General features: G+C 38.3%; 8 protein-coding genes. 5 read left to right on the forward strand and 3 right to left on the reverse strand.

From position 1 onward, the window contains the following. Nucleotide 1 precedes the first annotated feature (1 nt). Nucleotides 2-361: a YxeA family protein gene (locus ACKVEV_RS17970; protein WP_409367603.1), complete on the forward strand. Its 360-nt coding sequence runs from the start codon at nucleotides 2-4 to the stop codon at nucleotides 359-361. 49 nt (nucleotides 362-410) lie between these two features. Here the strand turns inward: ACKVEV_RS17970 and ACKVEV_RS17975 are convergent, their stop codons facing one another. Beyond that, nucleotides 411-1790, reverse strand: a complete 1380-nt coding sequence (locus ACKVEV_RS17975; protein WP_409367604.1) for a sensor histidine kinase — start codon at nucleotides 1788-1790, stop codon at nucleotides 411-413. Beyond that, nucleotides 1787-2509, reverse strand: a complete 723-nt coding sequence (locus tag ACKVEV_RS17980; RefSeq protein ID WP_409367605.1) for a response regulator transcription factor — start codon at nucleotides 2507-2509, stop codon at nucleotides 1787-1789. The genes ACKVEV_RS17975 and ACKVEV_RS17980 overlap by 4 nt, the downstream gene beginning before the upstream one ends. A 363-nt stretch (nucleotides 2510-2872) precedes the next feature. Between ACKVEV_RS17980 and ACKVEV_RS17985 the strand changes: the two genes are divergently transcribed. The 3 genes from ACKVEV_RS17985 to ACKVEV_RS17995 all read left to right on the forward strand — a co-directional run bounded on the left by ACKVEV_RS17985 (nucleotide 2873) and on the right by ACKVEV_RS17995 (nucleotide 6876). Further along, complete coding sequence (locus ACKVEV_RS17985; RefSeq protein WP_409370583.1) at nucleotides 2873-4168, forward strand: acetamidase/formamidase family protein; 1296 nt, start codon at nucleotides 2873-2875, stop codon at nucleotides 4166-4168. A gap of 221 nt (nucleotides 4169-4389) precedes the next feature. Next, nucleotides 4390-4944, forward strand: coding sequence for an HPP family protein (locus tag ACKVEV_RS17990; RefSeq protein WP_409367606.1), 555 nt, complete (start codon nucleotides 4390-4392; stop codon nucleotides 4942-4944). A 456-nt stretch (nucleotides 4945-5400) separates the two neighbouring features. Then, nucleotides 5401-6876 carry a hypothetical protein gene (locus ACKVEV_RS17995; RefSeq protein WP_409367607.1) on the forward strand — a complete coding sequence of 492 codons (1476 nt, stop codon included), beginning with the start codon at nucleotides 5401-5403 and terminating at the stop codon, nucleotides 6874-6876. Between the two features lie 114 nt (nucleotides 6877-6990). Here ACKVEV_RS17995 and ACKVEV_RS18000 read toward each other — a convergent pair whose 3' ends face one another. Further along, nucleotides 6991-8175: a CaiB/BaiF CoA transferase family protein gene (locus tag ACKVEV_RS18000; RefSeq protein WP_409367608.1), complete on the reverse strand. Its 1185-nt coding sequence runs from the start codon at nucleotides 8173-8175 to the stop codon at nucleotides 6991-6993. A gap of 725 nt (nucleotides 8176-8900) precedes the next feature. Between ACKVEV_RS18000 and ACKVEV_RS18005 the strand changes: the two genes are divergently transcribed. Then, nucleotides 8901-13271: an S-layer homology domain-containing protein gene (locus ACKVEV_RS18005; RefSeq protein WP_409367609.1), complete on the forward strand. Its 4371-nt coding sequence runs from the start codon at nucleotides 8901-8903 to the stop codon at nucleotides 13269-13271. Nucleotides 13272-13308: the final 37 nt, after the last annotated feature.

Consider the following 13308-nt stretch of genomic DNA (forward strand, 5'->3'; position numbering starts at 1 on the left):
TATGAAAAAGATGTTTATTAGTATTGGAGCACTTTTTATTTTGTTTGTGGCAGGTCTAAGTGTCCTCATGACAGTAGATTTTAACCGTTTAAATAAAGACACTTTCTATGTGCATATCACGACCGATGGGGAAGTGGAGGAATATAAGGCCACTGACGGGCAAATTATTCAAACATATTGGTACGAGCTACCGGCATTTAAGGAAAACGGCGAAGAAATGACCTTGAAATTTTCTGCACAAAAAAATTTACGCCTAGATGCGTATTTAAAGCTTTATGTTAAAAAGGATAATGAAGTGACGTCTTATGATGAAATACAATTTGATGATATGCCAGCTAAAGTACAGGCACAAATAAAATAAAAAAAGCAGGGCAGTCCATAGGTAATCGGACTGCCCCATTTTTATTTATCTATTTATGCAAATGGATTGTGACAGTTGTCCCTTTTTGTTCCTCAGAAGTAATAGACACCGTTCCACCATGGGCTTCAATAATATCTCGTGCAATAGCAGTGCCAAGACCAGTCCCTTGCTTTTGCTCCGTATTTGTCCCGCGATAGTAACGCTCAAATATATGAGTAAGGTCTTCAGCACTGATACCATGTCCATTATCAGCTATTGTAATGGTGTTAGCATCTACTAACACGCGAACACATACGCCAGGGGGATTATGCAGTAATGCATTATATAAAAAATTGATCACAGCGCGTCTCATGAAATGCTCATCAATCGAATGGACAATGGACTCTGCCGTTGCGTCAAATTCAATATTGGCTTGTTCATAGGGAGGTGTATTTAAAGTGTCGATGACAATTTCCCGCATAAACTGGACGATATTAACCTCTGTTAAAGACAGTGGAAGCTGCTGGTGTCTTAGGCGCATTGTTAAATTTAAATCATCGAGTAAGTCCTGCATATGCAATGACTGTTTTTCAATAATTCGTGCATATTCGTTGTGCTCTTTTGGTGATAATCCGCCATCATTTAATAACTCTGCGTAACCACGAATGGAGGCAAGGGGTGTTTTCATATCGTGTGAGACATTACTAATCCACTCCTCCCGCAGCATCTCTAGGCGCTTACGTTCTTGCTCATGAGCAGCCAACTCACTCGACACTTCACTTAAATTTTCGAATACAGGTCGGTAGAGACCTTTTGGCACTTTTATAGGCAGGTGCTTGTGATTTTTTAAATGCTGAATACGTTCTATCATGGCGTAAAGAGGCTTGGTCAAAGTACGACCAAATAACCATCCGACTAGCGTTGCAACTAGTAAGTCAGCGATCACAATGAGCAAGCCGTATTTTCCGATAAGTTGTAGTATAGATGCGCCTGAAAGATGAACAACTAACCTTGAAACGCCACTACCCTGTATGCCAATTAAATAGCTAATGTTATCTTTACTACCTACATAAACCGTTGTATCAACATCGAATTCCTTATATTTATATACTTGAATTAAATCGATGGGCGTATAATGAGCAAGTGCTTTTTGAGGTGCGAAATAGGCATCAATCACTTGTCCATTCGCATCAAGCAATTGAATCCAAGCATTTCTTTGATGCAATTGTTGTAGCCCTTCTTTACTTACGGAAGGTTGACCATTCTCTATATCAATATACTGCTGAAAATGACGCACAAAGATTTCTTCGGTATCGGCAGTAGCACTTTCAAATTTGTTTAGCTGCTGATACGTAAGTAGCCCAATTAAAATGGCGGTATTGACGAAAATAACAATGATAACAATAGATAAAATAGATAGTAGAAAACGAGCCGTTAATCGCCATTTCATATTTGCGGCTCTTTTGGCACGACCAATTTATAGCCAAGCCCTTTGACTGTTGTAAGATATAGCGGTTTAGATGGATCCTGTTCAATTTTTTCTCGCAAACGGCGAATGTGTACCATAACCGTATTGTCCGAGCCAAAAAAGTCCTCGCCCCATACACGTTCAAATAATGTTTCCTTACTTAAAATTCGATTGGGATTATGCATAAAGCAAGCCATTAAGCCAATTTCTTTAGCTGTTAACTCTAATAAAGTACCATCCTTATGTACTTCCGTTTCATCGTTATTCAGTACAAAGGGTCCTACCTGAATAGCCTGTGCTGTAGTAGTGGGCGCTGTTTCCTGGATTTGATAACCTGCTCGCCGCAGTTGTGCCTTAACGCGATAAGCAACTTCTTTAGGACTAAAGGGTTTTGTAATATAATCATCCCCACCAATAGCAAGACCTAAAATTTTATCGATCTCTTCATTTTTAGCTGACAAAAAAAGCACTGGAATATGGGATACTTCACGAATGCGGCGGCATAAATCATAGCCTTCACCGTCTGGAAGCATGACATCAAGTAGCACGATATCGGGCTGTATTTGTTGAAAGCTCGTCCAAGCTTTTGCGATGGAGTCAGCTGTTTGGATTTGTTTATAGCCTTCTTTATGAAGACTAACCTGAAGCAGATTAGCTAAATCAGCCTCATCTTCTACAATTAAAATCGTTGGTTCTGGCAAAGTGCATACGCCCTTTCTTAAAGGTATGGGTGTTAGTCGAATCTTGTGTATGCCTTATTATAAATGAAAGTGCTGGAAAGACGAAGTGCGATGAAATAGTAAAGAAATATAAGACGCTGAATGGCAAAAACCCCTAGTGTAAATTTACTAAGGATTTACTCGAAATAGCAGGAACTATCGCTTACGATGTCGAAATAAAAAGCATAAGTAATGCGATGATTTGCATATAATAAAGCGCTCTACTTAGAAGTGGAGAGTTGTCTTTTTACATAACGATTTTTTGGATGGGGAGAGTGGATTAACATGATTACAGAAATGCATGAAAAAGCTACACAACCAGAAAATGATGAAAGTGTACAGCAGATGGAGGCAGTGGAAACATTGTTTGTCAATGAGTTTATTGACGGCATTTTAGATCCACAGCACACGATGCTGGGCCCTGTGAAAAATGGCGGTACGATCATTGCCAATACGACGCCTGGCTGCTGGGGACCAATGCTAACGCCAACCATTCGTGGTGGGCACGAAGTAACGAAGCCTGTTTTTGTAGAAGGTGCTGAAGTCGGTGATGCTATTGTGATTACCATTAAATCGATCCAAGTAACATCTCTTGCGACAGCATCTGGGCATGATGAGGCAATTGTCGATCGTTTTATCGGAGATCCGTTTGTCTCGGTAAAATGTCCTGGCTGCGGCAAACTTCATCCAAGTACAGTGGTGCATGGTATTGGTTCGCAAGCTATCCGTTGTTCGACATGTGATACGGAAACAGCTCCATTTAAAATGACAAATGGTTATACAATGGCACTCGACCAAAAAGGGAATATTGGTTTAACGGTCGGGCGAGAAGGCGCTCGGCGTATTGCATTGGATGCCAAAAATTATATGCGCACACCTGAAAAATCGGTGCAGAATCCAGTTGTAGCTTTGGCACCGAGCGATTTAATAGGCGTGATGGCAAGAATGCGACCATTTTTAGGTCAACTCGGAACGACACCTTCGAAGGCAATGCCAGATTCACATAATGCGGGTGATTTTGGTTCGTTTTTAATAGGAGCTCCGCATGAATATGCCTTTACGCAAGCTGAATTAGATACACACCGAACAGATGGCCATATGGATATTAGCCGTGTTCGTGAAGGTGCCACTATTATTTGCCCTGTAAAAGTACCAGGTGGTGGTGTCTACATTGGCGATATGCATGCCATGCAAGGAGATGGGGAAATTGCCGGCCATACAACAGATGTTGCGGGAATTGTCCAATTGCAGGTAAGTGTTTTGAAAAAAGTAGCGCTTGAAGGTCCTATTATATTACCAAATGAAGAAGATCTGCCATATACTGCGAAACCTTTTTCTAAAGAGGAAAAACGTCGCGCTCGCGAATTAGCGGAGGAGTTTGGTGTGAAGCAAGTGGAAGAAGCATTTCCCGTATCTATAGTCGGTACAGGGACAACATTAAACGAGGCGACATCGAATGCAATTAGTCGAGCAGCAAAACTATTTGAGATGACGGAGCCGGAAGTGATGAATCGTGCAACGATAACGGGCTCAATTGAAATAGGCCGCCATCCAGGTGTTGTAACTGCAACATTCCAAGTTCCGAAGACTATGCTCAAAAAAGCGAGAATTTTTAAACCGATTAAAAAGCAGTACGATTAAGCTTTAGTCGTTAACCAACAAAAAATCCCACAGCTAAGCTGACTTAAATCGGCATTGCTGTGGTTTTTTTGCTTTTTTATACTATTGCAACTTTCGCATTATTAAAATAAAAGTGTCAAATTGTAATCTCTTTTTTAACTGATATAATAAAAAAAGCTTCTACATCTATATTTTTAATTATTTTAATATAAATTTGAGTTGTAATTTCAAGGATGGTGACTATGGCAGATTTCGTACGTTTGCAAGAAAAGGAAACAAAAAATCATCGATTAAAAGCATACATAGCTAAGATGAGTGGCGGTGGACATGCTCCTTCCAGAACTAATTTTGCTGATGCAATCACAGGTGCAGTTGGTGGTTTACTTTGTATTTTTGTGTTACTTTGGTTAACAAACTATACAGGGGCACCTTGGTTAATGGCATCCCTTGGTGGGAGCTGTGTACTCGTATTTGTTGTATGGAATGCGCCATTGTCGCAACCACGTAATATTATTGGAGGACATTTAATTTCAGCCTTTATCGGATTGGCGATGTATTCCTTATTAGGATCAAATATCGTATCTATTAGCCTTGGTGTCGGATTAACGATTTTCTTTATGGCACTTTCGGGCGTTATACATCCGCCGGCCGGAGCAAATCCGATTATCATTATTTTAGGAGGATACGGCTGGAGCTATTTATTGATGCCAGTGTTAATTGGCGCAGTCATCATTGTGCTCTTTGGCTTACTGATTAATAATTTACGACAGACAAGGAAATATCCACAATATTGGTGAGCAGTTGGCTATTATATAAAAAATAAAATTTTTCATTAAATTTTGTAACTATCTTTTTTGTTATCCGTCTACTGCATTGGGAGTGTTAACTTTTCTTAGAATTAGTGGACACTTAAGTAGGTAAATAGGATGGCGCTAGGTAGAGCGTCGGGCAATGAGCCATCTGAGATAATGCACTGGGCTACCAACTTAAGCGCAATTATCAGATGTGCTCATTGTGCCTTCGTATTAAATTGAATAAGCTTCGTGAATGTTTTAATGTTGCTCTAAGTCGAGCTAAAGTGTTTGTGTAGACGAACACTTTAGCTCTTTTCTTGTGCATATATATAAATTTTTAGCATATGTTGGATAGGATTTGATATATTGGAGAAAGAGTGATGAAATATTTGAGAAACATATTTTCGCATGATAGGGGAAGATTTTTATTGCGTGAATTTGATGGGGGGCTTCGGTTGTATGCTGTTGGATTGTGATGAGCAATTATTCATAACATATAGACAAAGTGGTGAAAATGGCGCTGAAAAATTACTTGCAAAATGGGCGGAGGCTGAGGTCACTCCACATGCAGATTCCAAAATCCTTGGTACTGCATTGTCACCGCAATTATTTTTAGTAAATGAAGAAGCGGCGATGAACATTGCCTTCTCGACAGCACGAAAATATTGGGGACGTGTATCGATAGAGCTACAACAATTTTTCGATAAGCACGGTATGGATGCAAAGTTTGTGAATGATCGTCTCAATGCTTTTTTTTATACCCAAAAAGGGAAGCAAGTCTTTTTTGAGCAACTTTTTGCCCAGCATACAATGGACTTAGAACGGTTAGTATGGCTTGTATTTGGAAAGCACTGGCAAGTCAAATTACCTGTAAATGAGTTACAAACAATCTTTTTATATAAATTTAATAATGACTATTTTGTGCATATGATCTATCAAGAAGAAGCGCTGTTTTGGCATTGGCTGTTTATGAAAAAAGTTTATTCACTGCTTATCCACAAACCTTTGGAACAATTCACATTTGTCCATGAAATAATGGGTCATTTTGAACAATCTTCAACAATTGTTTGTGAACATGTGGATAACTCTGTGTATAATTATAAAAACATTCTGGATAAGTGTATAACCTATGTGGATAACTGTAATTTATCCTGTTTAGCAAAAAAGCAGTTGCGTCTTTATCAAATCGTTACACATTTTCGCTTATCGGAGGGGAATTACCAATGCATTAAAGCGTTAATTGCTTCCTTTGAGACAGATTGGCGTTATTCTATGTATGCATTAACAGAAAAAGAAAAGGTTTTGATTGCCTATATTTTATTGCGCATAGCTCATCAAGAACGCGATTATGAACATGTCCTTCGCCATGGTGAATATTTATTAGAAGATGAACGGCTTAATAATTATGCAATAGAAATTTTACTAGAGTACAAAGATTTACTGCCAAATCGCAAACCAACACCCCCTGCAATCATTAAAAATTATAATTTGAACTACTTAGAAAATCTGTATGCCGTATTATTAGATACTTATGTCAGATTAGAACGTTATCATGAGGGGCTAACATTGTTAAAAGAACATGGCCTTGCATCCAATAAAAAAATAAATGCCGCATTGGCCCAGCAAAATTTCAGTAAAGAGCAACTGATTGCGATAGAAGCATCGGTGCAGCAAGATATAGCATTGCAAGTCAATAATTCATTACAACATATTGGCCTGTCAGTGGAAGAGTGGCGCCAACATTATCGCCAGCCGGATGCTCCGTATTTTTCAGTAGCACAGAGCGCTTCTTTGCATATGATTAATATTTTAAAAATTCTATTTGTGACGGAGCAGTACGAGCTATTTGAAAAATTAATAGAAGTTTATAAAAAATATTTACTCGTGGAAGACCATTTCGAAAAGCTACGAGTATTTATTCGTGCCTATGTGTAACTAAAAAAAGAGTGTCCACTGAAGTCGAAAAAGGACTTGATTGGACACTCTTTTTATTTATAAAAATAAAGCAATGAAATTGTGTGAGAATTGTTTGAGTGCCTGGCACTTTTTTTAGTCTAAAACCCCTTTTTCTTGAAGTGCAGTAATTTGTTCAGCACTATAGCCGATTGACGATAGTACTTCTTCGTTATGTTCGCCTAGCTTGGCACCAATATGCTTGTACGTAGGGCTGGCCCCATCAAACTTAAAGGCAGATGCGATTTGCTTTTGTGTTGTACCATCGTGTTTGGGAATTTCTACAATCATACCACGAGCTTGTAATTGCGGATGTTCACATGCTTCTGGAAAAGTTAACACGGGTTCGACGCAACCTTCAAAATTTTCGTTAAAAACTTCAAGCCATTCATTGTAGGTTTTCGATAAAAAGGCATCGTGTACGGCCTCTTTAAAACGAATCTGTGTATAGTACGAATCATTGAAGGTATTATCAATAAGTTCTGGAATGTCCAGTGCTTCACATAGTAGCCTACGAAATTGTGGCTCCAGGCTTCCGACGGAGAAAAATCGTCCATCCTTTGTTTTATAAAAATCATAATAGCTACCGCCGTTTAATATTTCTTGTTCAGGCTGAGGAACACGACCACCGCCAATGTAGGCAGAGCCATACATTGCATTCAGGGAGAACACAGCATCTGTCATGCTAATGTCGACATATTGACCTTCCCCAGTTTTTTCGCGATGTAGTGCTGCAGCAAGTACCCCGATGGCAGCGTGCATCGTACCACCTGCAATATCCGCCAGCTGAATTCCCATCGAAACAGGCTTTTTGTCCTGATGACGTGAATAGTCGAGCACACCTGCCAATGCTAAATAGTTATTATCATGACCAGGTCGGTTGCTATATGGCCCCGTTTGGCCATAACCTGTGATCGCACAATAAATCAATTTTGGATTTACTTCTTTTAATGCTTCGTAGCCAATACCGAGTCGTTCCATCACACCTGGTCGAAAACCTTCAATAATTACGTCATATTCTTGTATAAGTGACTTTACTATCTCTACAGCTTCAGGTGCTTTCAAATTTAACGTAAGTGATTTTTTGGAACGATTCAAATGCTGATGAATATATGCCTCATGATCTTCATCATAAGGAGGCATAATACGTGTTAAATCTACTCGTTTGGAGGATTCTACATGAATGACCTCCGCACCTAGGTCAGCAAAAATCATGGTCGCCATTGGCCCCGGTAGTAATGCAGAAAAATCGAGAATTTTTAACCCCTTTAAAATACCCAAATCTTCCAACCCCTTTTTGTGTAGGCTACGATGCAGTCTGTTCAGATGCCTTCGTAGCGCTTTTCTCATATCCCCATATTGCGAAAAGCATTTATACAAATCTGTATTAATACAGATTATGTTTATTTTATCCAGTATTATAACAGATTGACAATACCATTGACTACGTTAATTTTTATTATAAATTAATTTGTCAGAAAATTATATGTTGCAATAACAATAAAAGTAAAAAAATTTAGAATTTAGATGGTCGAGAAATGGATAGTTGTCACAATCGCCGATAAACTAAGGGGAATCGCCGATAGAACCACGTAAATCGCTGGTAAAAGAGCATAAATCGCCGATAACCTCGAAGAAATTGCCGATAGAACCACCTTCATAAAATGTTTAGCTTTTTAATTTTAAGGGTACTTGATTAATGCACCAATTATTTGGGCAAGCTATTGTTGTAAATAATACGTAAACTCGGGACACATCTCTCGATCGACTTGGCAGGACTTAAGGTTATCCCCCTTTCCCTTATGACAGAACAAGTATGATAGGATGTATGCCTATATTTTGTGAAAGTCAAGAAAGCACCGATGCTTCTTGGCTTTTTTATTGTTCCTGACTTTCTTCCATTATTTTAGAAATACATATGAAGGTTCACTATCTACTTGTCGATATAAAGGGTATGATGAAAATAATGTTTGTGCGTTTTAATTTTATGTGAAAGGAAGAGTGAGATGGATAAAACAAAAATCCAAAAAGTGAACAAAGCACTTATTGCAACTGTTTTTGCGACTAGCGGGATTGCAGTTGTTGTGCCACCACCACAAAAGGTAGCAGCAGCAACTTCACCATTTATAGATATTAACCAATATTCAAGTCACTATGATAATATTTTAAAATTGTACGCTCAAGGTGCAATTAGTGGGTTTGCAGATAAAACATTTCGACCAAATCAAAATGTAACACGTGGCCAAGCAGCCAAAATGCTAGCAACGGTTTTAAAGTTAGATTTAAAAAATGTCGAAGATCCTTATTTTAAAGACGTACCAAAGAGCAATGAATATTATAAATACGTAGCCGCATTACAAAATGCAGGGATTATGTCTGGTTATGCAAGCGGTTCATTTATGCCAAACGAAGTGATTACACGTGGGCAATTAGCGAAAATTTTAGTTCTTGGCTTTAAATTCGAAGTAGCGACGAAATTTAATCATAGCTTCCAAGATGTCAATAGCCAAACGAGTAATGCATATTATATTCAAACATTGGTAGATTTACAGATTACAGAAGGCACAACACCTGTTACATTCTCTCCATTTAATGCCGTAACTCGTGGACAAATTGCTTCCTTTATTGTTCGTTCGCAAGAGAAAAAAAGTAATGCATCGACTTATAAAATTACGGGCGTTGAAGATGATATTGTTTACATAAATGCTGAGCCATATACAGTACCTGAAAACCTTTCACATATTTTTAATGAATATAATGCAGATGTCTTAAAGGGTGCTTTTATTGAAGGCGATATTTCAGGGAAAACACTTTATTCAGTCGCAAAGTTAACGTTAAATGCTAGTGGGACAAGCTCGCGGTTTTTACAGTTCGATGGAGATCATAAATCCTTCGGCGGCACAATTGTTGTCAATGGAAACTATATTGAATTTGCCAATGTCACATTAACGGGCACAATGTTAATCAATGAAACAGTTCGTCCACCGTTACATTTAAATGTTTCCTACTTTAAGCCATTAAATATTGGCCGCGTAGCTAGCAGTAACTTTTCATTTATCGACTGGTCGAATCCGAATAAGCCAGAAGGGGATAGCTCATCAAATAGTAATTCATCAAGTGACCTGGATAATTGGACCGATTCCAATAAAAATCCAGATAAAAACAAACCTTTTGAAAACTGGACAAAAGATCCTATTACGATGAAAAATGTTGAAAAGCATATTGAATTTTACAATAGTACCGTATCCAGACTAGTCGTGACGCAAAATGGTACGAAAATCGAAACAAATACAAAGCTACCTCGTGTAGATATTATCGGTAATGTCCGTGAATTTGAGATTCAAGGTAATATTGGCACGCTGAATTTAGATACCGAAACAAAGCTTACAATTTACGGAACAAGCAATATCGATTGGATTAATTACAATAGTTATACGGATTTAGAGCTTTATATTGATGGCCGTGTTGGCACGCTTTACGTAGATAATGCCTATGGTTGGGTCGATATTGGTGATTATACGTATATCGACAAAGTCATCCTTCCAAAAGATGAAGGACCAAACAATATTTTTGATGACTTCTTAAACGATAAAGATAATGTAGGGAATATTACAGACCCAGATGGCAAACCAATCGATAAAGATGATATCGAAAACCAAAAACCGGCAGATAAAACGAAGCCAATCATTGATATTACAAAAGTAACTGTCTTAAACGGTAGTGATATAGAAGTAGAATTTACGTCCGATAAAGTAGGGACGTATTACTACATCGTACGCGAAAAGGGCGTTGAAGCACCAACGAAACGAGAAATGGTCAATCGCATTTCTACTGACAATGTCGCAAATGGCACGGGTGCAGCGGTTAATGGTAAAAACACTATTAAAATTAATAGTTTAGGTGAGAAAAAAGAATACGTTGTCTACGTCATGGTCGTGGACGGAGCGAAAAATGCTTCCGATATTAAGTCGCAATCGTTCCAAATGAAAGATTCATCGCCACCATCCGTAAAATCACTAACAGTCAACCCGCTCCACGGTGGGACACGTGCGGAATTTACCTTTACAGCGAGTGAACCAGGGGAATACTACTACTATGTGCGTAAAAAAACAACTGCCGCAGATCCGACAACAGCAGATATTATTGCTAAACCAACGGGTAAGGGAACTGCCGTTGCTGGTAAACTAGGGATTACTGAAATACTATCAGGTTTAGATCCTGAAGAAACGTATCAACTTTATGTTGTAATGAAGGATGAGTCGGGGAATAACTCTGTCGACCCTGCTGCAGTGAAAGAATTTACAACGAGTGAGCTTGATAATATCCATCCGTTTGTTGAGCAAGGAAAGCTCGTAAGGAAGAGCAATAATCAGTTTGAATTAACGGTGAACGAAGCATTAGATCCTGAAAGTGCTCGCAATGTAGACAATTATTTACTGACAGGTACAGTAATTGTCAATGTAACAGGCGGAAAAGGCATTAAACCAGCAGCTGTAGAATATAAACCGGGTGATAAGAAAGTTATTTTAACGATTCCATCTGATACAGGGTTCGTTAATGGCGATACATTACGTGTTACGGTGTTACCTGGTGTGAAAGATTTAGCGGATAATGCATTTGAAAATACAAATACAGTTAAGCCAGGCGACCCTATTCGTAACTATGCTGAATACAAACACGATGATTCCGTGATGCCTGTTATCACAATCGAAAATACAGTGAATAAAGCGGATGAATCGGACGGTTACCGACGTGCTGAAGTTGAATTCAAGCCAAATAAAGCTGGTACGTATTACTATATGATTCTACCGGATACTGTTGTAGAAAATGGCGAGACGAAGACGTTCCAACAATATTTAACAGAACATAAAATTACAGAACGTGATTTTATTAATGAATTTGCCAGTGATGCAAATAAATCTGGTCATTTCCAAATTGGTGGCAAAGATATCTTTATTCAACGTGGTTCAGGTACGGCAGATTTAGAAACAGCTACACAGAAATTCCCTGTCTCGGTTGAAAATAATAAATTAGATCCATTTAGTAACTACTCGATTTACATGGTATTAAGAGACCGTGGTGGCGAACTTTCTAAAATTGCTGGTCCTAAAACGTTATTTGAAGATACAAAGGCACCATTAATTCGAGATTTAGTCATTAAACCAAAAGAAAATGATGATACGAAAGCAACTATTAGCTTTGAAACAAATGAAACAGCAAAAGTTCATTACTGGTTTGTAGAAAAAAGAATTAAAGACACAAATGGCAGTTTAATTGACAACCCACAGGCGAATTTAACTGCACCAGCAGATGAAAAAACTTTAGAAGCAAAGTTAAAAGCTAGTCCATCAGTTGAAAAAATAGGCAAAGGTATTTCAGGAACAGTAGAGGCTCGAGGCGTTACATTAAAGCCTCATACCGAATACGTTGTATACGTTGGAGCAGAAGATACGCCTGGTAATTTCACCATTTATAAGGCGAACACTTCCTATAATGATCATGATAAATCTTCCGCAGGTTTAATGAAACAAAACTTCTATTCGGATGGTACAGCACCAAGCATTGGTATGACATCCCCTATGGATAATAAAAAATATCCGGGCCTTATTTACCGTAACAATGATGATACCTTTACGATCACGTTTAGTGAGACTATTATGCGTGATAAAGATGGAAAATCAACAATTGCTGATGCTGACGGTAAAGTGAAAAGGGAATTGCAAGATATTTTAACAATTACATCAAAAGATATAAATAATACTGATGTTGATGTAACAGGGCAATTTGAAGCAGTGTCTTATACAGTCGGAACAGACACAACTAAAGAAAGTAAGTTGATTATTAAAACTAAGCCACCATATCAAGCGAAGGAATCAATTAAAATCACAATGAAAGATGAAACGCGTGACTTTGTCATTGATGGCTATGAGGGACATAAATTCATTAATACTGGCCAATATTTATACAGAACACTGGAAGCGATGTTTATGGAAATTAAACTGAGCTACGTTAGTACACCAGGTGATGATAGAAAAGTCCAAGCAACATTCGATTTACTTGGCGCTGCTCAACAATTCTATGAAAACGGCGAAATGCTGAAGTACTATTATTTATCAGATACAGCGGGAACAAATGAATCAGTTATTTCAGGAAGAACACCAGCACAAGTAATTAATGCAGTTGTCCATGGATCAGATAGCTCATTAGCAAAAGGGACTGGAACGATTGCTACAAATGTTGCGCGTGTTACTAGAGAATTTACACATCCAGCGAAATTCTTTAAAGGGGACTGGGTGACAATTGTGCTAGAAGATAAGTATGGCAATCTTCGTATGTTTTATCAGAAGGTTGGTTACAAAGATCCTTCAATTCAATAATTATCAAAAACCAAGTGGTCGTATAAAGATCACTTGG

It is taken from the genome of Lysinibacillus sp. 38-6 (genome assembly GCF_046245175.1).
Taxonomy (GTDB): Bacteria; Bacillota; Bacilli; order Bacillales_A; family Planococcaceae; genus Lysinibacillus.